This is a genomic window from Salegentibacter echinorum, assembly GCF_900129445.1.
Taxonomy (GTDB): Bacteria; Bacteroidota; Bacteroidia; order Flavobacteriales; family Flavobacteriaceae; genus Salegentibacter; species Salegentibacter echinorum.
This window is the reverse complement of sequence record NZ_FQVT01000001.1, coordinates 615,497-638,556: the sequence shown is the minus strand read 5'-3', so window position 1 is coordinate 638,556 and position 23,060 is coordinate 615,497. Positions and strand designations below refer to the sequence as shown.

General features: G+C 36.5%; 19 protein-coding genes, 2 tRNA genes and 1 other RNA gene. 13 read left to right on the top strand and 9 right to left on the bottom strand.

Annotated elements, in window-relative coordinates:
• Positions 1 to 66 precede the first annotated feature (66 nt).
• The 10 genes from BUA71_RS02840 (at position 67) to BUA71_RS02795 (ending at position 11,189) form a co-directional block, all read left to right on the top strand.
• A tRNA-Arg gene (locus BUA71_RS02840) sits at positions 67 to 140 on the top strand.
• Positions 141 to 272: 132 nt separating this feature from the next.
• A complete protein-coding gene (locus tag BUA71_RS02835; RefSeq protein WP_072876487.1) occupies positions 273 to 659 on the top strand; it encodes a transposase in 387 nt (128 codons plus the stop codon).
• A gap of 717 nt (positions 660 to 1,376) precedes the next feature.
• Positions 1,377 to 3,293 (top strand): hypothetical protein, encoded by a 1,917-nt coding sequence (locus tag BUA71_RS02830; protein ID WP_072876485.1) that lies wholly within the window; start codon positions 1,377 to 1,379, stop codon positions 3,291 to 3,293.
• A 10-nt stretch (positions 3,294 to 3,303) separates the two neighbouring features.
• Positions 3,304 to 3,738 (top strand): hypothetical protein, encoded by a 435-nt coding sequence (locus tag BUA71_RS02825; protein ID WP_072876483.1) that lies wholly within the window; start codon positions 3,304 to 3,306, stop codon positions 3,736 to 3,738.
• A 76-nt stretch (positions 3,739 to 3,814) separates the two neighbouring features.
• Positions 3,815 to 4,327: an outer membrane beta-barrel protein gene (locus BUA71_RS02820; RefSeq protein WP_072876481.1), complete on the top strand. Its 513-nt coding sequence runs from the start codon at positions 3,815 to 3,817 to the stop codon at positions 4,325 to 4,327.
• Positions 4,328 to 4,398: 71 nt separating this feature from the next.
• Positions 4,399 to 4,854: a hypothetical protein gene (locus BUA71_RS02815; RefSeq protein WP_072876479.1), complete on the top strand. Its 456-nt coding sequence runs from the start codon at positions 4,399 to 4,401 to the stop codon at positions 4,852 to 4,854.
• 460 nt (positions 4,855 to 5,314) lie between these two features.
• Complete coding sequence (locus BUA71_RS02810) at positions 5,315 to 5,731, top strand: porin family protein (RefSeq protein WP_072876478.1); 417 nt, start codon at positions 5,315 to 5,317, stop codon at positions 5,729 to 5,731.
• A gap of 1,644 nt (positions 5,732 to 7,375) precedes the next feature.
• Positions 7,376 to 7,906, top strand: coding sequence for a Riean_0653 family protein (locus tag BUA71_RS02805; protein WP_072876476.1), 531 nt, complete (start codon positions 7,376 to 7,378; stop codon positions 7,904 to 7,906).
• Positions 7,907 to 7,933: 27 nt separating this feature from the next.
• Positions 7,934 to 9,742, top strand: coding sequence for a lipase family protein (locus BUA71_RS02800; RefSeq protein ID WP_072876474.1), 1,809 nt, complete (start codon positions 7,934 to 7,936; stop codon positions 9,740 to 9,742).
• 85 nt (positions 9,743 to 9,827) lie between these two features.
• Positions 9,828 to 11,189: a T9SS type A sorting domain-containing protein gene (locus BUA71_RS02795; protein WP_072876472.1), complete on the top strand. Its 1,362-nt coding sequence runs from the start codon at positions 9,828 to 9,830 to the stop codon at positions 11,187 to 11,189.
• A gap of 323 nt (positions 11,190 to 11,512) precedes the next feature.
• Here BUA71_RS02795 and BUA71_RS02790 read toward each other — a convergent pair whose 3' ends face one another.
• The 6 genes from BUA71_RS02790 to BUA71_RS02765 all read right to left on the bottom strand — a co-directional run bounded on the left by BUA71_RS02790 (position 11,513) and on the right by BUA71_RS02765 (position 15,586).
• Complete coding sequence (locus BUA71_RS02790; RefSeq protein ID WP_072876470.1) at positions 11,513 to 12,745, bottom strand: site-specific integrase; 1,233 nt, start codon at positions 12,743 to 12,745, stop codon at positions 11,513 to 11,515.
• Positions 12,746 to 12,994: 249 nt separating this feature from the next.
• A tRNA-Pro gene (locus BUA71_RS02785) sits at positions 12,995 to 13,069 on the bottom strand.
• A 141-nt stretch (positions 13,070 to 13,210) separates the two neighbouring features.
• Positions 13,211 to 14,773, bottom strand: a complete 1,563-nt coding sequence (gene rny / locus BUA71_RS02780; protein ID WP_072876468.1) for a ribonuclease Y — start codon at positions 14,771 to 14,773, stop codon at positions 13,211 to 13,213.
• 48 nt (positions 14,774 to 14,821) lie between these two features.
• Positions 14,822 to 14,944, bottom strand: a non-coding RNA gene (gene ssrS / locus BUA71_RS02775) — 6S RNA.
• Positions 14,945 to 14,996: 52 nt separating this feature from the next.
• Complete coding sequence (locus BUA71_RS02770) at positions 14,997 to 15,290, bottom strand: cell division protein ZapA (protein ID WP_072876466.1); 294 nt, start codon at positions 15,288 to 15,290, stop codon at positions 14,997 to 14,999.
• Between the two features lie 5 nt (positions 15,291 to 15,295).
• A complete protein-coding gene (locus BUA71_RS02765; protein ID WP_072876464.1) occupies positions 15,296 to 15,586 on the bottom strand; it encodes a hypothetical protein in 291 nt (96 codons plus the stop codon).
• Between the two features lie 181 nt (positions 15,587 to 15,767).
• On the opposite strand from BUA71_RS02765, the gene BUA71_RS02760 reads away from it, so the two are divergent.
• The gene (locus BUA71_RS02760; protein ID WP_072876462.1) at positions 15,768 to 17,459 is read left to right on the top strand and encodes a M23 family metallopeptidase; all 1,692 of its coding nucleotides are present in this window, start codon (positions 15,768 to 15,770) and stop codon (positions 17,457 to 17,459) included.
• Positions 17,460 to 17,944: 485 nt separating this feature from the next.
• On the opposite strand, the gene BUA71_RS02755 is transcribed toward BUA71_RS02760, so the two are convergent.
• Positions 17,945 to 19,090: a cysteine desulfurase family protein gene (locus BUA71_RS02755; protein WP_072876460.1), complete on the bottom strand. Its 1,146-nt coding sequence runs from the start codon at positions 19,088 to 19,090 to the stop codon at positions 17,945 to 17,947.
• A gap of 192 nt (positions 19,091 to 19,282) precedes the next feature.
• Between BUA71_RS02755 and BUA71_RS02750 the strand changes: the two genes are divergently transcribed.
• The gene (locus tag BUA71_RS02750; protein WP_072876459.1) at positions 19,283 to 20,353 is read left to right on the top strand and encodes a hypothetical protein; all 1,071 of its coding nucleotides are present in this window, start codon (positions 19,283 to 19,285) and stop codon (positions 20,351 to 20,353) included.
• Between the two features lie 141 nt (positions 20,354 to 20,494).
• Here the strand turns inward: BUA71_RS02750 and BUA71_RS02745 are convergent, their stop codons facing one another.
• Positions 20,495 to 21,037 (bottom strand): Smr/MutS family protein, encoded by a 543-nt coding sequence (locus tag BUA71_RS02745; protein WP_072876457.1) that lies wholly within the window; start codon positions 21,035 to 21,037, stop codon positions 20,495 to 20,497.
• Positions 21,037 to 21,237 (bottom strand): hypothetical protein, encoded by a 201-nt coding sequence (locus tag BUA71_RS02740; RefSeq protein ID WP_072876455.1) that lies wholly within the window; start codon positions 21,235 to 21,237, stop codon positions 21,037 to 21,039. Before BUA71_RS02740 ends, BUA71_RS02745 begins: the two co-directional genes overlap by 1 nt.
• 76 nt (positions 21,238 to 21,313) lie before the next feature.
• Between BUA71_RS02740 and BUA71_RS02735 the strand changes: the two genes are divergently transcribed.
• Complete coding sequence (locus BUA71_RS02735) at positions 21,314 to 23,059, top strand: T9SS type A sorting domain-containing protein (RefSeq protein WP_139277049.1); 1,746 nt, start codon at positions 21,314 to 21,316, stop codon at positions 23,057 to 23,059.
• Position 23,060: the final 1 nt, after the last annotated feature.

Sequence of the window (23,060 nt, the reverse complement as noted above, 5' to 3'; positions counted from 1 at the left end):
TTTTTTTTTAGATAAAAAAAAGATTGTTTTATTTCAAAAGAGGTTTATATTTGCAACCGCAAAAACGGTCGCGTAGCTCAGCTGGATAGAGCACCTGCCTTCTAAGCAGGCGGTCCCAGGTTCGAATCCTGGCGCGATCACGACAGTTAGGAAACCACGCTTTTTTTAAGCGTGGTTTTTTTATTTTTAGAAAAACGGAAGCGTTGCGGATCAAGTCTAGAAATCTTTTCCAATAGAGATACCAAAAAACATTACTAGCTCGTAGCCGCTACCTGCTCTATAAAACCCCTTCTAATTGGACAGAGAATCAATACCAGCGAAGCAAAATATTCTTCGAGCAATATCCAGATATTAAGCTAGCCTTCAACCTTACGCAAAGGCTTAGAGATATATTCAACAAAGCAAAATCAAAAGAAGTGACTTATACAAAACTCGCCCATTGGCACAAAGATGTGGAAGATACAGGGTTTAAGGCGTTTAACACCATCGCCAACACCATAACAATTAACTACAGATCCATTCTCAATTACTTTATAAATAGAAGTACAAACGCATCAGCAGAATCTTTCAATGCAAAAATAAAAGTTTTTAGGGCTCAGATCGGGGGAGTCAAAAATGCAGAATTCTTCCTATATAGATTAACTACAATTTTTGCTTAAACACAACATTTAGGCTTGATCCAAAAATGTTCTTGATCCAATCTAACACTATTTGTTAAACTTTGAGTGCAAAAAAAAGGGTAACTATATGAAAACCATATAATTACCCTTTAATTATGTTAAAATATAACTTGTTAAAGTCGGGGTGGCAGAACGCATTTAAAACGCTGAAACCCCCAGTATTTATATGGTTTCACACAACTCCATTTTTTTGAACTCACGATTAACTCACAATTTAAATAGAACGTATTGGTGCAGTTTGATATTCTGTACAGCATAAAGATATAAATTATAGTCCAATTAGAACAATTTCCTACGCTACGTTATTGCAAAATATGATTTAACAAAAAGGAAATTTTCAGGTTTAGACAACAAGCTGATTCGCGCTGCTAACTTTATCCAAATTTAACTTACGACTTTAAACGAGGCTCTCATATTTGGAGAAAGGAGGGGAAGAATACAGCTTTGCTGGTAAAGGGTGGCGTTACGTTTTTTATTCTTCCCGTAAGTAAGTTTTATTTTAAAGTCTTATATCCAAAACTTTAAACTTTTGAATCAATATTTTCAAAATTTATTAAATCCCAACGATCCTGCGGTAAAAGCGACAATTTTTACGGTAAAAATGTTTTTTTTTAAAATTTAACAATTTTTGTAATGTATTAACATTTATTTTGTAATTTCCGGAAATTAATATTTATTAACCCAAACTACTTAATCATGAGAAAAAATTACCTATTTTTGAATATTATTAAGCTTTTTACATTTTGCTTAGTATTCTTACTATTATATTCCTGTGAGAAAGACGAGCTTGATTTTATTGATCCCTCGGCAGAAGAAATTCAAAATGAGGAAAACTTTTCAAATTTTAGGCGAAAAGTAGAAAACCCTTATACAATTTCCAATATGCAAACGGCATTAGACAGTATCACCAAACGCGTTAAGGGCGGAAAATTGCAAAGTGCTGCCGGGAAAAAAGCGGCTGCCCTAAAAACGAAAAGTATAAGCCCTAATATGCTTTATATTCAATTCACCCCAAAAACCCTTGAACAGGAAGGGCTACTCAAACAAGACAGTACCCTGGCTTTAATAGATTATCCCCTGGGTTATGAATACCAGGAAGCCTGGTTTAAAAACAGGGCAAAATTAAAAGAAGGCGAAATCCCAACCTATTACACAAGTGTAGCTATAGACAGGAAATTGCCCAAAGGTGTTCCCCATAAAGTACTGGCAGAAATGTACTTGCCGCAGGAAGACAAAAGTTTGGAAGGACGCCGCAGTTTATACCGTAATTCCAATAACGAAATTGGCGATTTGGTAGATGTCCTCTTAAACCAGGCATTTAAGCAAACCGGCAACGAAGGCCTGGATGGTTTGGGCATTCTTAAGAAAGAAGGGGAAACACAATCTGAAAGCAAACTTTTGGGCGTAGGCATAGGCTCAAAATGGCATCCAGAAGGTACTTTACGTATTTGGGATGATCATATTGGTTCTACTACCAAAACAACCAAAATCCTTATAGGTTACGAAACTTATCCTTGTGGAAACCGAGGCGGCACATTATATGGAGGCGACGACAATACTGCCGGTTTAATTCCCTTGGATGGCGAACCTTGCACAAGACCTATTTGGAAGTATAAGGAAACAAAAACGCAGGGCAGTTATGTACCTTTAGAGGGTGCACAGGTATTACTTCGTGACACCTTTACCATTGGCAATGAGATTACCAATAGTGATGGTTATTTTAGTTTTGACAGGCTAAGGGGAAAAAAACGTTATATAATTCAATGGGAACGTTATGAATACAGTATAAGGAACGGCTCCCTTTTTCAAGCAGAAACCCGGGGTCCAAAAAGAAACAGCCGTTGGGATCACGATATTAAAGGCGGTGATGATGAATATCATGGAATGATTCATCTTGGAGCTTATGATTATTATTATGGGAATCGCTTTGGGCTAACCTCGCCTCCTACTAATTTTTTTACCGGAAGACAAATGAAGATCGCTGCAAGGGAAATTAATGGGGGTAGCACAGGTTCATCTTATTCACATATCAAAAATGATCTTTCACTTGGAATTGCCGCCCAAATTCATATTAAAGCCTGGAGCAGATCCTCTGATAGGATTTATGGTACAACTGTACATGAATTGGCACATGCAGCACACTCTATAGTCGATAGGGGTTCTTATGATAATATTGTAAGAGATGCATATATTATACCTTGGCAAGGTGGAGCAGTAAAAAATAATAACAGAAGGCTTTTGGAAACTTGGGCTAAGACGGTTGAAATTATATTTGCTCTTAAACGTTATAGAGATGATGCAGGTAATCCGGCTTATGCATATTTTACTCAAGATAATGGATTCAATTTGAATAATTATCAAAGAGTAAGGATAACTGACGAAAATCATTACACTTCTGGGGGGTATGATATGATTGATGATTTCAACCAAAGAGCTGAATATAGTTCTTCTTCTTATCCAATAGATAGAGTAGAAAATTATACTTTAAAACAATTAGAAGACGCTTTGGTGGGTGCCAAATCCTGGCACCAATGGAGGGATAATATTAAATCTAAATATAGTAATTCAACAGAGATTCATTTAGATGAGCTTTTCAATAATTGGCCGAACTAAAAAAATAAATATGAAAAACTTATTAACCTTTATTTTCCTTCTAACACTCTTAAATGGCTGCGGCACAGATCAAGGGGAAGGTAAAAACTATATCTTCACCTTAGTGAATTCGAGCGGATATGATATTAGAATAGATTCATTTTTTTCCTCCGAAGAAGACACAGAAATTATTGCTTTGCGAAATGGGGAGGAAATTACTAAGCAATTTAATAGTCCAGCCCCACCTATACAGGAATATTACTCTTACATAAGCTTTTTTCAAGGAGATTCCATAGTTATTAATTACGGTAACGAGAAACAACAAATTTTCGTTATAGAAACAAATTGTAACGGAAATGAAAGAAATCCTTTAAACATATGTATTTATGACGAACAACAGGAAACATTTACTTTTACTGAAGAAGATTTTGAAAATGCAACACCCTGCGATGGGGATTGTAATTAAACCAATACATTAGAATTGAGAAGGGCTGTTGTAAAAAGCAGCCTTTTAATTTAAAAAAAATAGAAAATTATTTAATATGAATTTCAACAAACTATTTTTAATAACACTTTTTTTAATTGGGTCTGCGAATATAAGCGCCCAATCTTACCAGTTTGGTGTAACTGCCGGCTTGATGATTGCCAGCGAAAAAGCAGAATTTTCTGGCAACGAGGCTTCCGTTTCCGATGAAGGCCCTTATTTGGGGATTTATGCAGATATACCAGTTTCAGAAAAAATAAGTGTAGTGCCAGAAGTAGATTATGCAAATATTAACGGCTCCAGCTTTGGCTTTTTGTCGGTAAGGGCGAAGTACAACATAATCCCGCTGCTTTTTGTCCAGGCAGGCCCACAGGTGAGTTACCTTTTTGAACAATTTGGAGCACTAAATAAAGCAGGGATAGATTTAGGCCTGGGAGCTGGAGTTGATATCTCTAAACACTTCAATATCCAGGCACGTTATGCCTTTGAACTTACAAATAGATATAAACAAGAATTTGATGGAACATATAAGTTGAACTGGTTGCATATTGGAGTTGGTTACACTTTTTAATTGATGAATAAGGCATATTAAGTTCAAATTATTGGAGTGCTTACAAAACAAATATTATAACACAACAGAAAATGAATTGGATGCGCTGTTTAATTATTGGAATTAGTATCCTTACTGGGGTATTTGCGATCAGTTGTGACAAAGGGGAAGTTGACTACGTGGTAAACTTAGACTACTACTATATTAATAATAGCACTGCTTCTATTGAAATCAAGACTTTTGAAATAGATCAAAATGGATTTAATCTACTCAAAAATTACAAAATTAACAGTAATGATACATTATATATAAACGTCAATACTGAAGGACCTAGAAATTTAGAAGTAACTGAAATAAAACAGCCGGCTTTATTCTCAGATTCCACAGTGGTCATTTATGACGAATTAAAATGCAATAAATTTGTGCTGGCTGATATGGGAGTAAATAATATAACTAATTATAAATCAACTGAAATTAAAAACAATTATTTTGAATTGGAATATGAATTCACAAATGAACAATTCACAGATGCTGAGGATTGCAATTAAGAAATAAATGAGGAATAAAAAGGCTGTTGTAAAAGACAGCCTTTTATTTAAATAATAGAAAAAGTTTCATCAACTTTAATATGCTACGATATAAAATAATTGAGCTATACATATAAGAACCGTTGATTTAGGACCTTTTCACAAGACTTTTAATCAAAATATTGGAATAATAAAGTATACTTCTTGAAAGAACTACCCAATGAACGCTCTTGCAAGGTTTAAAAAACCTTGTAGGTGTAAAATTAAGCATATACTTACCAGGTCTGACAGAACTTGCAGGTAGTCGGAATCACAATTCAGAAAGACGGAAGTTAAGTGCATAACTCAATAAAATAAATTACTAACCCACACGAATTTGATTTAATATGAATTACAAAAAAATACTATCTATAACGTTCTTTTTTATAGGGCTCGCAACAGTTAACGCACAATCTACACGTTTTGTTGTAACTGCCGGCTAATGATTGCCAATGCCAAAGAAGAGTTTTCTGGCTATGAAATTACAGGCTCAGATGAAGGTCCCTACCTGGGGGTTTATGCAGATATACCAATTTCAGAAAAAATAAGCTTAATACCAGAGATGGATTATGCAAATATTAATGGCTCCAGCTTCGGCTTTTTGTCGGTAAGAGCAAAGTACAACATCATCCCTTTGCTTTTTGTACAGGCCGGTCCGCAAGTGAGTTACCTTTTTGAACAATTTGGTTCAATAAATAAGGCAGGGATAGATTTTGGCCTGGGCGCGGGAGTGGATATTTTTAAACACTTTAATATTCAGGCACGTTACGCCTTTGAACTCACAAACAGAAATAAGCAGGGCTTCGATGGGACATCTAAGTTGAACTGGTTGCATATTGGGCTTGGTTATACTTTTTAAGTGACCATTTTTTAGTTTAGACTCATTTAATGGGAATTTAAATCAGACAATATTTTAATGATTAAGAAGGCCACTGTTAGAGGTAGCCTTTTATCTATAAAGTAAGCAAGACTTTTATTACTTACTAATTTTAGCATTAAAAAATAGATGTTACATATCTAATCATAACTTTACTCCTGACTGATATTGGAGAGGGTTATTCTATAAAAAGAGTTCTAAAACCATTTACTTTTTTCATCTGGAGCATTTTCCTTTTGCCGGCGAAAAGAAAAATAGTGTAGATCAGGATGAATTGGGTTTATTCCGTTATTTTCATTTACTTCTTCCAGCGCCATCGCATTACCTTTTGATGCTTTATCATTTTCAAGCTTTAAAATTATAGAGGAGCTATAAATAGCAAAGCGGTTTATGCGCTCCGGTTAATTTTAAAGATTGTTTTTTATACAGCAAAAGGTAAGGTGATGCAAGAAGATTTCTGAATGATAACTGAAATCCTGATTGGTCAATTTTAGTTAGGGTCGGGCGGACTTGAGACAAAAAGCTTTCTGATATTTTTCTTTTTTAGTTTTGGGGATTAAAGCTTTTTGGCTCGTGTCCAAGATGTTTTGTTATGAACCTCTTTTCCTGAAACGAAGCTTTTGCGAAGAGAAAGGGAATGTGGTGAATGGCTCAAAAGTGAAAAAAGTTTCTCTCAGCTGGATTCAGATTTATTTTTCAACTTAGTGAAAATCCTATATCTCTCCTCAATTTTTCAAGATTTGTCGCAAATTTGAGCCTATTTAAAGGGGCTATCAGGGCATTTGTCGCAAATCTACTAAATATATAATTTTAAAAAGTATATAAGTAACTGAAAATGAGTGAATTAAAAATATGTAACGTGGCTCTGCCCGTTACCCTCTTGCTACTCATTTTTATCCGCTTTGCTACTTAAAATGGTAGCTTTTATAGTGTGAATTAAGATCGAGAATTCTCATTATAATTACCCAAAATAGAATCCATGTACACCTTTATCTTGAGCGTTTTCAATTGGTGAAGAAGTACAAAGAAAAGTATAAATCAAAAATAGAAGTTTTTTCTCGTACACATCCCATAACACTATCTCTTAAATTTTTGATTTGTTTTCTCTTAGAATTGTGAAATTGCCAAACTTATTAATTAGAAAATACATCCCACCACTTGTGCTACCATTTACTTCCAAGCAGAGTATCCTTTCTGTTTAAAAATAATGACTTGAGTTAAATATGTAAATGAAAATTATAGCTCGGCGTATTAATTCTCAAATTAAATAGGTTAGAAACTCGAGCGGATAATCAAATTGATTGTTAAATCCTTCTTTACCGTTTCTATGATTTTAAACTGGGGTTAGAATAAAATTTTAACACTTTAGTTATCAGTAAGGTATGTTTATATAAAAAATGCACTTAGTGTATTTCATCGATAAAATGAAGTATTTAACATTTTAATATAAAAATTTATATATATTTAACTATTATATAATAAAATTCACGAAGCATATTCAAATATGTGAACAAAATTATATTTCAAATTCTTTTTAAGAGAAGTGTATATTTATTTTACAAAATTTAATGATCTCAATGATAGAGAATAATGTTTTTTGAAATTATAATTTAAAATTCCAATAAAATGAAAAACTTTGCCCCCTTTTTAATTTTTCTATTGATAGTAGGTATTAATTCCTGCTCTAAAAAAGACGATTGCGATAACCCTGTAGATTGTCTGCCGCCATTAACCACTACAGGTGAAGGTACCATTGGCTGTTTGATAGATGGCCAGGTATTTAAACCAGGGGGCAGCCAGTGGGGTGGGCCTACACAACAGGCTAATTATAATACAACTTTGGAAGGTGAATTATATTTTTCATTGATTGCAAGAAATAAAGATTTAAATAAATCCATTGGACTATCCATAATTAATGAAGAGATAATTCAAGGGCAAACTTACATTTTAGGATCAAATCAATTTCAAACAAATAAGGCTCAATATAATTTTATTGACAGTTATGAAACAAATCAGATTCATGTAGGAGAGATTGGATTTATAAAATTCGATGATGTAAATGGAATTGTTTCCGGAACCTTTTGGTTTGATGCGGTAAATGAAAATGGGGAGGTAGTCGAAATAAGGGAAGGCCGTTTTGATATGAATTACAATTAAACACAAATACTAACCAAATACCTACTTATGAAAAAATTTTACCATTCCCTCAAAAAATCCACCTTATTCTTGTTTTTGCTCTTGGGCTTTTTCCTGCAGGCCCAGCAGGAGGTGAACGAATCCTACAGTAATGAAGTTACCCAGACCTTTGCAGGCCTGAACAAAAACCGGGTACCGCACGGGCTGCTCCTGGATTTTGCCATGGATTTTACTGATGCCGAAGCCTTTAACGGGCAACTTTCAGATTCCACCAACCTGGATAGGATGACCTATACAAATTTATACCATACCATGCTCATGAGTAGGGTACGGGATGTAAGTGCCGGCTTTATGCTGCCCCAAGAATTTGCAAACACCTGGGAAGGATACCGTAGGGACAATAATGATTTTGATCTAAATAGCCCGGGCGATATTGAAAACGCCGTCCCAACCATAGTATTGAGCGCCCTGTATTATAAATATTCCAAAATAAGGAACAATGCTTTGAGCCAGGGCGATATAGCAGTACAAAACAACCAGTACCGCGACGCCTTTGTAAACGGCCAGTGGCAAAACCCCTATGAAAATAAGCAAGTCTTTGCCGTTGCCTCCCCCATACAGGACATAGAGGGCAGCGTAGTTGATTTTTTATTGCCCACTGAGATTACAATGAGCAACAACCTTCAGGCTGTGAATAAAATAGAGATGGACGCAGATGATGGTGCGGGATTTAGACAACTTAACCTTGACCAAAAAACCAGGGTAACCTATACCAGCTTAACCAAAGAAGGTATTCGTGATATTGTTTTTAAAATCACCCTAAACAATGGACAAAGGCTGAAGAGCCGTACCCGTATTAAATTTGGCGATCCTCAAAAACAGGGCCTACAGAATCCCCCGCCCATAGGTAAACAGGCAGAAATAATTAACTCAGATAAATTTTACGTAATAGAAAGCGAAGAAAATTTTAATGGTAAAACCGCTACCGGTATTGTAAGCATCAACTATGCTGCCGGAAATACCAAAATTAAAAAACCTCTTATAGTGGCAGAGGGTTACGATCCCGGGATTATAGTAACCCCTGAAAATATTTTTGGCCTTAGCGATATAGATGATTTTATTGATCCGATAGATCAAATACTTAATAGTGATTTAAGGGATTTATTGACAGTAGATTCTTCACAGGAGTATGACATCATCTATGTAGATTGGCTTAACGGGGTAGATGACATGCGCCGTAACGCCAAACTGCTTAAAACGATAATTGAGTGGGTAAACGAGGAAAAAGCGGCTAATGGCAGCAGCGAGGAAAACGTAGTGTTGGGCCAAAGCATGGGTGGCGTGATAGCCCGCTATGCCCTAAGGGAAATGGAAATAGAAAACACTGATCATGAAACCCGTTTATATGTGAGCCACGATGCACCACACCAAGGTGCCAACGTTCCCTATGGCCTGCAATATATGGCTAGACATGCCAGAAACGAATATGTAAAGGCTCCGATATTGCTTAACGGGGTGGAGGCACTATTGCCAACGATAATAAATGGGGCGGCGTGGTTCTCACAATTGCAATTAGAGGATTTCGTTACAGGCTTCGAAAATCCCCCGAACATTTCTTTTCCTTCCCCCTATGCAGTCCTTAGTCTTGCCGATATGCCCGCGTCGCGACAACTTTTAATAAATTTTGTAAAAAGCGACTATAATCTTGATAATACAGTACATAACAACTGGCAGGATGAATTGGAAAATGTAGGCTACCCGCAAGAATATGGAATAAGGAACGTGGCTATAAGTAATGGCTCGGAGTGTGGCCAAACCCAGGATTTAGACTCGGGAGATTATTTGTTTCGTTTTTAACGGCAAGTCTTCGCCTGCCTTTTTTAATAGCCTTTTAAGGATAGTTACCGATCCTTTGGCAGGCCTACTTTTAAATAATTCCGAATTGTTTTTTACCGGTATTTTGCCTGGAAGCAGTAAGTATAATTATGATATTTGGGCAAAAACTGTTCCCACCTCATCGAACCAGCAAGTATATAAAGGCAGAATAGTTTACACTAAAAAATTACTCTTTTTATTTCCCATCGATGTGGTTGTTATGAATAAAAATCTTAATGCTCCAGCAGGTTCCTTGCCAATAGAAACCTATCCGGGGGGATACTATAATGTAAAGTCTCAAATAGATTTAGATTCTTTGCCTTCATTTATTGGGGACAGAATTACACATATAGAGAATTTTAACTTTATACCTGTAACGAGTTCTTTAGATATTGGAGAGGGCAACCTCAACTTAGACGAGCAAGATTATTTAAGGGCATACTCTGGAGTAACTCCACCCTCAAGCCCAAGGCAAACCCCGTTTGATAATTTTATCACGGCATTTAATACTAATTTGAATTTGAATGCCAATCAACAACATATTTCCTTTGAAGTGCGAAATGCTAATTGGTTGGCCGATGAATTAAAAAACAATTTCCCAATTGCCGGATGCACCTATTTATGTAATGTCTCTGAAATTGTGGGTCCCTCAGTTATTTGCAATGGTACAAAAATATACTCTTTTCCGGCTTCAAATATAACCTGGTCTATATCAAATTCTTCTCAGGCGTCTATTGTACCTAATGGAAATACAGTAGCTGTGACTCGAAAGACTAATGGCACAGTAAAACTTAGGGCAGATATTCCGAAATCTGATTGTGGTCCAGCGATAACAATTTTTAAAACCATTGCTTTGGGCTCTTCTGTCAAGATGAGGTTGTTGCCAGATGTTCGAAGCACCGAAGCCAAACTTCATATTACCGGTCATGGTATTACCACAACACCAACCTATACAGTTTTATCTGGCTCGGGCTATGCTACATTGAGTATGCGAAACAATTACAACGGCAGCTATACCTTGTGGGGCAGGGGTTCTACCAATAATTGGGATAAATGGGTAAGGATTACCGTAAAAAGCAGTTGTGGCACTTCAACAAGTGATAACCGAATAACCCCGCCAGCTGCATCTGGAGGATGTACCTATGTTCTATCATCTACAGCACAGAATATTTACGCGTTACGCCCTCCTATAGATGATCCTTGTGGCAGCAATTTGGGAACTGCAACTCTTGCAGGAATATCTAATGGTACAATATCGGCTAATACTACCCGTGATACCTTTTCCATTAAGGTTTTTAATATGAGTGGTGCGTTAATACTTGAAACTGATACCCAAAGTATTGATTTGAAAGACCTAAAAAAAGGTATCTACATAATTAAGGCGATCTGGAACGGAAATGAAATAACAAAGAAAATAGCTAAAAAGTAAAAATGTAAAACTATAACCGTTTCAATTCAAACTCCTTATTTTTTATCAATTGATAAGGGCGAACAGGAAATTAGTTTTCAAACCATTAAATGGGTTCAAATGCCAGCAGACTCAAACCGAAAAAAGTCAAATTACGGTTTAGTGTTTAACTGTAGAGAGGTCATTAAATAGATACATAGTATTTAACTACTGACCTCTATTACTGAAATATCCTTTTGTAATATAAAGTACAGGCAAATTATGTCCAAGTTTTTTTTGGATGAATCTCCACAAATGGATTTTTTGCGTTAAGTAAGAGAATGGTAAACTTAAGTTTACCATTTTTAATCAATTGAATTCTCTTTTGCTTGGAGAAGGTTTAATTTTTCTCGAAGTACATCGATATCAGAGGATATTTTCGAATCAATCACCCGGGCATAAATCTGGGTAGTCGATAATTTAGTATGCCCCAAAAGCTTAGATACCGTTTCTATGGGAACGCCATTGGCTAAAGTAACCGTTGTAGCAAAAGTATGCCGCGCAGTATGAAAGCTAAGTTTCTTATTTATTTTCAGCACTTTAGCAATTTCCTTTAAATACTGGTTGGTTTTCTGGTTCGAATAAACTGGTAAAAGGTTTTCCGTGCCATCTATTTTCGGATGATTTCTATACTGATCTAGAATTTTCTGAGCTTCTTTTAATATAGGAATCCGTACCGCGGTATTGGTTTTGCTCCTTCGGGTATAAATCCATTTATTGCCATCAATGCCAATTTGCAAATGATTATTATTCAAAGCTTTTGCATCGGCATAGGCCAGGCCAGTATAGCAGGCGAAAACAAAAATATCCCTATTAATAGTTAATACAGGTTTTTCAAATATTTCATTTTTGATCTTTTCAAGCTCTGGTTTGTTTAAGTAAACCATATCCACCTGGTCAAAGCGGAGTTTAAACCTTTTGGTTGGGTTCTTTTCAATCCAATCTAAATGTTCGGCCAGGCGCATCAGTTTTTTAAAGCGTTCCATATGTTTCATCACCCCGTTATTTTGAAGACTGGGCAAGGTTCTTAAATAGCTTTCAAATCCCAGGATGAATTGGTAATCAATTTGTTTTAGATAAACATCTGAAGTATGATACTGTGCTTTTAAATAACCTTTCAGATAGTTTTCTGTGGTCGTATAGTTTTTCATAGTACCATACTTTAAAACCTTACCCATTTTTTCTTTGTGATAATTAATCAAATAAGCAAGTGTATAGTGTTGTTGGTCACTACCTAAAAATCTAGCCTTAACTGTCTGTGTGGTTACCAGCAGTCCTTCTTTTAAAAGGCCATCGTAGGTTTTATAGAGTTGTGCCTTGGTTTCATCAATTTTTTTATTGATCTGCCGACTTTCAGAACTGCTACCGCTAAGTTTACTGGCGGCTTGATTCCACTTGTCCACCGGAATAGTGCGTTTTAAACTAATTTCTAAGGATTTACCGTTAACGGTAATTCGGGCATAAAGGAGGGCTAAGTCTGGTTGCTTTTTCTTTTTTCGGGTAATAAAAGAAATGGAAAAGGTTTGACTGGTACGCATAGCTTTGTTGTTTAAATGAAACAATTAATTAAGGCGAAAGTCAAACTACCAATACATAATAATGGCGTATCGGTAAGCTAAAAATACAAAAAAATAGCTCACGATAAACTCACAAATTCACAGTGAACTCACGGTGAACTCACATTAAATTTAACACTATTTGTTAAATTTTGAGTGCAAAAAGAAAGGGTAACTATATGAAAACCATATAATTACCCTTTAATTATGTTAAAATATAACTTGTTAAAGTCGGGGTGGCAGGATTCGAACCTGCGGCCTCCTGCTCCCAAAGCAGGCGCGATAACCGGGCTACGCTACACCCCGAAACTGCTTGCGCAATTATTAAAGACTTCAATAAAGCTTTATACTACTGCTAAGCGGCTGCAAATATAAGAAAACTTCTCAATTTACAATAACAAGAGTAATATTTTTTAAACTCTAAGCTACGTCCCTCTATTGCAATTATTATTTAGCGATGTTTACTGCTCTGGTTTCCCTTATTACCGTCACTTTTACCTGCCCTGGATAGGTCATATCGGTTTGAATTTTCTGCGAAATTTCAAACGAAAGATTGGTCGCTTTTTCATCGTTTACCCTTTCGCTCTCTACAATTACACGTAGTTCTCTACCGGCCTGGATCGCATAGGCTTTTTTAACTCCGCCAAAACCAAAGGCAATGTCTTCAAGATCTTTTAATCGTTGAATATACGAATCTAACACCTGTCGTCTTGCGCCTGGTCTTGCTCCGCTTATAGCGTCACAAACCTGAACAATTGGAGACAATAAGGAATTCATTTCTATTTCATCGTGATGCGCTCCAATAGCATTACAAACCTCAGCTTTTTCACCGTGTTTTTCAGCCCATTGCATTCCCAGAATAGCGTGCGGGGTTTCCGTTTCTGTTTCCGGCACTTTACCTATATCGTGCAATAATCCGGCTCTTTTGGCTAGTTTAGGGTTAAGCCCCAATTCAGAAGCCATCACACCGCAAAGTTTAGCAACTTCCCTGGAATGTTGCAGTAAGTTTTGCCCATAAGAAGAACGATATTTCATACGTCCTACTAACTTGATTAATTCAGGATTTAACCCGTGAATACCAAGATCAATAACGGTACGTTTTCCTATATCAATAATTTCCTCATCAATTTGTTTGCGTGTTTTCTTTACAACCTCTTCAATTCTGGCCGGGTGAATTCTACCATCAGTCACCAGTTTATGTAATGAAAGCCTGGCAACTTCCCGTCTCACCGAATCAAAACAGGATAAAATAATAGCTTCGGGTGTATCATCTACAATAATCTCCACCCCGGTAGCCGCTTCTATCGCCCTAATATTCCTACCCTCACGACCAATTATCCTACCTTTTACATCATCACTTTCCAGGTTAAACACAGAGACACAATTATCTATAGCCTCTTCGGTACCAATACGCTGTATAGTGTTTATAATAATCTTTTTAGCCTCTTGTTGTGCGGTTAATTTCGCTTCTTCTACAGTATCCTGAATCAATGCCATGGCATCTGCTTTAGCACTGTCTTTTAATGTTTCTGAAAGCTGAGCCTTAGCTTCTTCTGCCGATAATCCCGAAATGACTTCCAATTGCTGAATTTGGCTGTTTCTAAGCTTATCAATCTCTTCCTGTTTTTTCTCTAAATATTCAACACGATTATCATAATCTTTAAGTTGTGCCTCAAGCGCTTTGTTAAGCTTCTTGTTCTTTGCAATTTCTCCTGAAACCTGAGACTCCTTATCTCTTGTACGTTTTTCGGCATCGTTCATCTTTTTATCGCGGCTCATGATTACTTTTTCATGTTCCGATTTTAATTCGATAAACTTTTCTTTAGCCTGAAGGATTTTATCTTTTTTTATACTCTCCCCTTCTGTCCTGGCCTCTTTTATAATATTTGCTGCCGATTTTTTGGCATTTTTAATAGTTTGTGAAGCCTTTTTTCGCTCCAATTGTTTGGCGATGGCAAATCCAATCGCAATACCAACAACCCCAATAACTATACTTAATAATATCTCCATATTTAAAATTTATGTAAAAAAAAGCCTGTATTAGACGTGATTTGCATAAAACTCCCTAAAAACAAGTTTAGGGCTAACAAGCTGATCAAGAATCCGCTCATCCCAAAATACATTGGGAGCGGCGCGCTTTTACAACTTAGACTCACCCTTTTTAAAGAATCTCTGTTGAGTTTATCAAAATATCGCTAATACAGGCAGTAACCTTTATTTTATTTAAAGAACTTTAAGATGCTAAGTGCTTATTAAGCAGATTATTCAATGTTTTTATCTTATCTTCTGCTTTAAGCATTTCACTCGCTTTATCTATATCTTTTTGCTCGGTTTGGGCGGCAAATTGCAAGGCGCACATCGCCAAAACATCCTGCTTATCCCTCACGGCATAACTTTTTTGAAATTGCTTAATCATAGCTTCAATTTTCTTTGCAGCTTTGCGTAAACCTTCTTCCTGGTCTGGATTTATAGTTAAAGGGTACACCCTATCTGCAATAGAAACTTTAATTTTTAATTTTTCAGCCATATTTATTATTCAGATAATTGAACAATGCATTGATCAATTTCTCGTATCAAGCTATTTAATTTAAGCTTTGTCTCTGTTTTAAATTCGGTACTGCCAAGCATTGCATTTGCGGCTTTAAGGTTTTGATTATTGAGATTGGTACTTTCCAGTTTTTGCGCCAAATTAATATTTTCTTCGCGAATCCTGGTCATTTCAATCTCCATTGCAGTATGTTTCTGCTTTAAATCCTCATACTTTTTAAGCAGTTTGCCAATCTTACTCTCAAGGCTATCAACGTTTTCTACAAATTCACTCATAAAAGCCTAATGTAATGCTTACCCTTACAAAGTTAACATTCGCGCTTTAATATGCCAATAGTTTTTTTATCTATTTTCAAAATAACATCACATTAAAGCTAAGTTTCTAGGTGTTAGGACTTTAATTTTTAACTAAACTTTAATTAACTTTGGCCTTCTGTTATACTCCTAAATTACAGCAATGAAATTAATTAAATTTTGTGTTATTCTTTTATTTTTCAATCCAGTTTTAGCACAAACCGAGCTTCCTCAGAACTATTTTGATAATCCATTGGACATCCCTTTAGTACTTTCTGGTACTTTTGGAGAATTGCGGTCCAATCATTTTCACAGCGGGCTAGACATTAAAACACAACAAAGGCAGGGCTTAAATGTGCTGGCTTCTGCAAAGGGATATGTAAGCCGAATTAATATTCAGCATTATGGCTACGGAAAAGCGCTGTACATTCAGCATCCCAATGGCTATACTACCGTTTACGGACATTTAAAAAAGTTTTCTCCGGAAATTGAGGCCTACATCAAAAAGCGACAGTATGCCAAAGAAACATATGAAATTGAACTTTTTCCTAAAGCGGGGGAAATTCCTGTAAATCAGGGAGAATTAGTGGCTTTTAGCGGAAACACCGGTGGAAGTGGTGGCCCACACCTGCATTTTGAAATTCGCGACGGTAGCCAAAGACCAATGAATGCAAAACTCTTCGGAATTAAAATTAAAGATTCCCGCCCTCCAATTATAGACGGACTTTTCGCCTATCCTTTAGACGATGAAGCTCACGTGAATAATTCCCGGGAGCGACAAAAAATAAGCCTCACCCCTATCGCCGATGGTAGTTATATTGCCAATGAAATTGACGCCTGCGGTAATATTGGTTTTGGGGTTTCTACCGTAGATCAACAAGACGGCGCTCCAAACCGAAACGGCGTTTATAATATTGAAGCCCGATTAAACGGAGATAAGGTTTTTGACCTTCCTTTTGAGCGTTTTTCTTTCTCTGAAACCAGGCACCTCAACCAACTCATCGATTATGCTTATTATAAGGAAAACAAAAAACGTATTCAAAAACTATTTGTAGAAGACAGTAACCCTTTAAGTTTATATCGGGATGTAGTAAATAAGGGAGAATTGAATATTCAGGATAGCTTAAATTATAATTACGTTATTAAGGTTAAGGATTTTGCCGGTAATGAACGGATAATTCGTGTTCCTATTCAAGGAACCCATCAGGATAATATTCCTGCCAAACAAATAGAAAAAACCGATTATTTTGCAGCGGCCAACCAGGCATTTGCTACCGAGGCCAACGGAATGGATATTTATATCCCTAAAGGGAGTCTTTACAAAGATGTGTTTCTGGATATAGATTTTAAAGAAGACCTGGTAAAAGTGCATAATGAAAGTACACCCTTACACAAGAACATCACTGTTGGATTTGATGTAAGCGACTATTCAGCTGAAGAAAAGGAAAAAATGTTTATTGCACGATTGGGCTATAATAACCGCCCCATTTATTCTTCTACCTACAAAAAGAAAAATCGGTTTACCACCGGTACAAGAACTTTTGGGGAATACACCCTGGCATCTGATGTTACCCCGCCAAAAATAAGACCGGTAAACTTTAAAGACGGCCAATGGATTTCAAATAACAGCACACTTAAAGTGAAAATTAGTGATGATTTATCGGGCATAAAGAGTTATCGTGCTACGGTAAATGGAAAGTTTATTTTGATGGAATATGAGTATAAAAACAACACCTTAACCCATAATTTTAGTGACGGAAAAGTCACCGAAACCGAAAACAACTTAAAAATCATCGTAACCGATAACGTAGGGAATAGCAACACGTTTGAAGCTAAATTCTTTAGAAAAAAATAGGATTTTTCAGTTATGAGTTATGAGTTGCGGGTTATCGGTTAGGCTGATTCGACAGGTCATTTAAGGACTGCTAATGGTTGGGATTTTATTTGATGTTTAATATCAGTTGTAAATTGTCGGTTGTCATAATATTAATCAATTGACAAAAAACCTCTCCGCAATTTTTGCTAAAAAAGCAGAAAACCCACCTCCCATAGAAAAAATGGGAGTAGCTTTTGGTCTCTGATTTTCGATACTTTAAGGTTTAAGATTAGTTTTAGTTGTTTTATTACTGTCGTTACTGAATACTGTGACTGCCAACTAGCTACTGGTCATTGCGAGCGACGCAGGAGCGCGGCAATCTGTTATTGTCACAAATTTAGTGTTGCTCGTTTTGCCTACTTCAAACTGCGACTACTAACTATATTGTTATTTACCTTAAAACTCGAATTAACGAATCAGCACATCATTACATTAACACATCAGCAAATCAGCAAATCACCACATCATCCAACATACTCCTTTAAACAATCAATCACATAATCTAATTCTTCTTTGGTATTAAATCGGGAGAAAGAGAAGCGCAAGGAAGGTTTTTGCAGGTCTTCTTCGGCTAAAAAAGCATTTAAAACATGAGAACCTTCGTCACTCCCGCTTTGACAGGCACTCCCTTTAGAACAGGAGATTCCTTTTAGATCTAGCTGAAATAAAAGCATTAAAGCCTTTTCTGCTGAAACAGGAAGGCAAATATTTACTAAAGTATAAGTACTGTTTTTAGGATCTTCACAAGCGCCATTAAATTTGACCCCGGGAATTGCCGACTTCAGTTTTTGGATAAAATGAGTTTTTAAACCCTGAATATATTCCTGCTCCTCCTTTAAATTATCCATAACGAGCTTTAAAGCTTCTTCCAGCCCTACAATATTATGCACGCCCTCAGTCCCTGCCCTGTGGCCGCGCTCCTGCTCTCCACCAAAAATAAGAGGTTTTAATCCAGAATTTTTTCTAATAAAAGCAAAGCCAACACCTTTAGGACCATGGAATTTATGCGCACTGGCAGCGCTAAAATCTACCGGGATCTCGTTAAAATCTAAATCGTAATGCCCAATAGACTGTACACAGTCTGAATGAAACAAAGCACCTTCTGCCTTGCAAAGTCCGGCGACTCTTTTAAGGTTCAATTTATTGCCAATCTCGTTGTTTACGTGCATAAGACTAACCAACGACTTTACACTTGAAGCTTTCAGGAGTTGTTCTAAATGTTCAGTTTTTATATTTCCGAGGGAATCTAAATTAACGTATTGCACCTCTATATCGTGGCAATTTTCAAGTTGTTCTACGCTATGTAAAACCGCGTGATGTTCTATTTTTGAAGTAATAATGCGCTTCACGCCAAGATCGCGCACTGCAGAATTTAGCGCGAGATTATCTGCCTCGGTGCCACCTGAAGTAAAAATAATTTCTGAAGGCTGCACGTTTAAATATCCCGCTACCGTTTTGCGCGCCTGCTCGATTAAAGATTTAGCAGACCGGCCATAAGAATGCGTAGATGAGGGGTTTCCATAAACTTCTTTCATAACGCTTGTCATACGTTCAATAACTTCTTCGCGCATTTGCGTGGTAGCGGCAGAATCGAGATAAACTTTTTCCATAACGCAAAATTAAACGAAATAAAATTATTTGAAAGAAGCTACCCTAAAAATCCTTATTTCCGCTATTTTTGTAGCAATTCAAATTTTAGCTTATCCCTATAAAATCAACTTAATGCTGAACGCAAAAATGGACGAAAACAGAACGATAATAATTAATCCTGTAATTATTCGTTAAGCTTAATAGAATACGAAATGATGAAAAAGATATTTGCAGCTTTACTATTTACCTTTGTATTGCACTCTTGCGATGACGGCGATATTACCGTTACCAGTTTCGATTTTGAAGACAGCAATTTGCAGCTCTGTGAAATTGGCGATAAAAAAGTTATTTATGTTGTGAAGAATCAGGATGTATATGAATCCATGTCTTTAGAATTAAAGGATGAAGCTTTAAGGGATAAATTGGACGATAAAATTTTAACCACAGATGTTAGTGAGCCTATTGAGATCGCGCTGAATGAAAATAATAGACTGGTTTACCGCATTTACGATGGCGAAGTTCCTTCCAATTATTTTTGCAACGCCGTGCCGCCTGCTTCGCCGCGGGTAAAAGAAGAATACATCTCTGCCGGGGGAACCGTAAAAATCACCACCGTCTATAATGATTTAGCTCCAGATGCTGATGCCGATGGAGACGGAATTAGTAATGCCGATGAAGGAATGGACTTAAATGGGGATAATCATTTAGATACCGATGGAGACGGCATCCCAGATCACTTAGATATAGATGATGATAACGACAACGTGGAAACGAAAGCAGAAAGAACCGCTGAACCTAATGACCCCAAAGTAGGCGATTATTTAGATACCGATGAAGACGGAATCCCAGATTATTTGGATCCAGATGATGATGGCGATGGAGTTTTAACCAGGCATGAAGTTAGAGAAGAAAATGTGAAAAGAGCTATTGAAGAAAACAACAATGATTTACTGTCACCAAAATTATTAAGCCAATCGGCAGATGGGCGTGCAAATTATCTTGTTCCAGAACTTAACGAAGTTTCTTATGAACATGAGCTACAGTTAGATCATCATATCACCCGAACATACCGATCTAACGTACAAATAATAAACTTTAACTTAATTCGCCAGGACGGAAGCGGCGAAGACATTAGCTTCCAGACTACCTACAACCTGGGGAGGTACGAAACCGGGGGAATCTTCTTTGAGCAACTTACTAAAAGACAACAGGAAGCCCAGGACAACGAGGAAGATGAAGATGCGGACGAGGATGAAGAGAGTGACGAAGAAACTTCTTCTTGATTTTTGAAGTTTTGATGTTCCAGTAGCTGTGATGCTTTTAAGGCAAAGCTAGCTTAAGCTTTCATTTTGATAAAAAACTAAATGGTTTTGTCTTAAATAAAACTTATTTCACATTTTTAAAAACAGTATTTCCTTAGAGCATTAAGGGTTTTGAAAAAAATAAACCTCTGTAGCACCAAGTCCATATTTTTGATAATTAGCATCATAAAACTTTAAATTATCATAACGGCCCAATAGAAAATCCAGTTCGGCCTTTAGCACGCCCTCGCCTACCCCATGAATAAACACAATCTTTTGAATGCGTTTTTTCATCGCAAATTCCAACTGCCTTTTGGCTGTATCCATTTGCAGGTTAAGCATATCAAAGTTGCTCATTCCGCGGGAGGAAGTAGTGAGCTTTTCTATATGAAGATCTACTTCCATTGGTGGCAGGTTCCTTTCCTTGGGTTTTACCTTTTTGGATTTTGGCTTCTTGGAGGCTTTTTTTTCCTTTAAAACTTCCTCAATATCGATATCTTCCTGCAAAGCTTCGATAGGAGTTTCTATCTTTACAAGTTCGTGTTCCAGAAATTCCATTTCAAAACCATCTGTGGTGGTAATATAGACAGTTTTGCCTTCAGTTTTAAGCACCTCCCCTTCCAGCGCATCATCTAACACTTCAATTTTATCTCCTTTCTCAAACATTACGAATCTTTGTTTTCATCTTCTTTGTGATCATCCTTGGTAGCCACCCAAAAGTTAGTAGCCCTGTAAAGTCCGAACATAATAATGATTAAGCCTCCTATTTTAAAGTAAGGATGGGCCTCTTCTGCAGAAATTGCATACAACAAAAGTGCACCACCCACCACAATTAAAATTGTATTTATAAGCTGAGTATTTTTCATTTTTTTACCTGTTATCCCTTATTTGGAATGTATTAAAAATAACGGTTCTTGTATAGGCTGCAAAGTTAAATTAATTATGAGGCAAATCTACTGCATCTTTTTTATTTTCCAGGTCTATACGTTAAACGCACAAATGTATATCGCTCCTACTTCCACCCAGGATTCATTTATTTACTTAAACGACAGATTTTTATATATTGAAGGCGCCATAGAACTAAAAAAGAATAACCCCGGAAACACCGAAGCCAGTATTTACCTTAGAAAAGGTTCCCAGTTACTGCAAGGCGATAAAAACTCCAACTTAAATTCTGGTAACGGTTGGCTTTCTGTTTTTCAGGAAGGTACTTCCAATGCCTTCGATTACAATTACTGGGCAATGCCTGTTTTAGATAATATAAGCACTAACCAATCTTTTGGTGCCGTTATTTTTGAACCAGAAACAGTTACTAAAAGCAAAACTGCCCAGATTACCAGTAATTTAGAAGGCAGTGCCAATCCTTTAGAAATATCCAGTCGGTGGATTTATAAATATTCTGGCCTGGGTTATAATGCCTGGCAACACGTTGGGAAAATCTTTGATCTTTCTCCCGGGGAAGGTTTTTCGATGAAAGGCGTAAATGGTACCAACTCAAATAGTATAAATGGAGTTGAAAACAACCCCGGCAATAAACAACGATATGATTTTAGAGGGCTACCAAATGATGGAGAAATAAGATTACCTATTAAAAAAGAGGAAAATATCCTGGTAGGAAATCCTTACCCTTCTGCTTTGCACTTGCGTAGTTTTCTATTGGAAAATCCCGCCAGTACGGGAATTGCTTATTTTTGGGATTCTAAAAGTCAGGGAAATTCTCATAATTTAAAAGATTATGAAGGCGGCTACGGTTCATATTCCCCGGGAGCTAATGCTTATGTTCCGGCAGTTTTTAAAACCTATACAGGTGCGGGAGAGGAAAATGGGGATACAGGAGCAAGCGGCGCCAATATTGCACGGGAGTACAGCCCCATTGCACAGGGATTTATGTTAGAAGGAAAAAGCAATGGCTATATTTATTTTAAGAATTCACAAAGAAGGTTTCAGAAGGAAAACGTACAAAATTCTCAATTTAAATCACAGCCCAAAGCCGATCCTTCCCTTTTCTATTTTCATATAAATTTTAATGACTTATATGTGCGTCCACTTCTACTCACTTTTGCCGAAGATGCTTCTGTAGCAGCAGATTGGGCTATGGATGCTCAAATTTATGGTTTTCTAAACAATGATGCCGGCTGGAATATAGAAGAAGCGGCCTATAATATTCAGGTACGCCCATTTAGGAAGAATGATAAAATCCCATTATTACTTCATTTGGAAGAGGACACTAAAATTGATATTAAACTAAAAAGCAGCAATTCCAGTACACCCGTTTTTGTTTTTGATGCTGAAAAGAATGAATATTACGATGTTAAAAAAGCTTCATTCTTACAAAATTTAACAAAAGGCTTCTATAATGATAGGTTTTTTATTAGTTTTATGGAAGAAAATGAAGAGGTGTCATTTCCTATAGATTTAGAAAGTGAATTAATAGAACCAAATTCATCGGAATTTGCCATAGTACAAGGTACGGAACAGACTTTTCTTAGTATTAAAATGAAGCAAAAAGTGCTCAAGAAAATTATTTTGTTCGATTTAAATGGAAAAATGATTGTTTCTCAAGAAGTCAAAACTAAAAGCCCGGTATATAATTTTAACACTTTGGGATTACAAAATTCGGTGTATATCATTAAAATGCTCTGTGAAAGCGGAGAAGTCTTCACCAGTAAAATAACTATTAGAAATTAGC

Bases quoted from the DNA above. Each gene is read 5' to 3' on its own strand.
- BUA71_RS02830 (WP_072876485.1), top strand. From the start codon at position 1,377: ATGAGAAAAAATTACCTATTTTTGAATATTATTAAGCTTTTTACATTT.
- BUA71_RS02825 (WP_072876483.1), top strand. From the start codon at position 3,304: ATGAAAAACTTATTAACCTTTATTTTCCTTCTAACACTCTTAAATGGC.
- BUA71_RS02820 (WP_072876481.1), top strand. From the start codon at position 3,815: ATGAATTTCAACAAACTATTTTTAATAACACTTTTTTTAATTGGGTCT.
- BUA71_RS02815 (WP_072876479.1), top strand. From the start codon at position 4,399: ATGAATTGGATGCGCTGTTTAATTATTGGAATTAGTATCCTTACTGGG.
- BUA71_RS02810 (WP_072876478.1), top strand. From the start codon at position 5,315: ATGATTGCCAATGCCAAAGAAGAGTTTTCTGGCTATGAAATTACAGGC.
- BUA71_RS02805 (WP_072876476.1), top strand. From the start codon at position 7,376: ATGAAAAACTTTGCCCCCTTTTTAATTTTTCTATTGATAGTAGGTATT.
- BUA71_RS02800 (WP_072876474.1), top strand. From the start codon at position 7,934: ATGAAAAAATTTTACCATTCCCTCAAAAAATCCACCTTATTCTTGTTT.
- BUA71_RS02790 (WP_072876470.1), bottom strand. From the start codon at position 12,745: ATGCGTACCAGTCAAACCTTTTCCATTTCTTTTATTACCCGAAAAAAG.
- rny (WP_072876468.1), bottom strand. From the start codon at position 14,773: ATGGAGATATTATTAAGTATAGTTATTGGGGTTGTTGGTATTGCGATT.
- BUA71_RS02770 (WP_072876466.1), bottom strand. From the start codon at position 15,290: ATGGCTGAAAAATTAAAAATTAAAGTTTCTATTGCAGATAGGGTGTAC.
- BUA71_RS02765 (WP_072876464.1), bottom strand. From the start codon at position 15,586: ATGAGTGAATTTGTAGAAAACGTTGATAGCCTTGAGAGTAAGATTGGC.
- BUA71_RS02760 (WP_072876462.1), top strand. From the start codon at position 15,768: ATGAAATTAATTAAATTTTGTGTTATTCTTTTATTTTTCAATCCAGTT.
- BUA71_RS02755 (WP_072876460.1), bottom strand. From the start codon at position 19,090: ATGGAAAAAGTTTATCTCGATTCTGCCGCTACCACGCAAATGCGCGAA.
- BUA71_RS02750 (WP_072876459.1), top strand. From the start codon at position 19,283: ATGATGAAAAAGATATTTGCAGCTTTACTATTTACCTTTGTATTGCAC.
- BUA71_RS02745 (WP_072876457.1), bottom strand. From the start codon at position 21,037: ATGTTTGAGAAAGGAGATAAAATTGAAGTGTTAGATGATGCGCTGGAA.
- BUA71_RS02740 (WP_072876455.1), bottom strand. From the start codon at position 21,237: ATGAAAAATACTCAGCTTATAAATACAATTTTAATTGTGGTGGGTGGT.
- BUA71_RS02735 (WP_139277049.1), top strand. From the start codon at position 21,314: ATGAGGCAAATCTACTGCATCTTTTTTATTTTCCAGGTCTATACGTTA.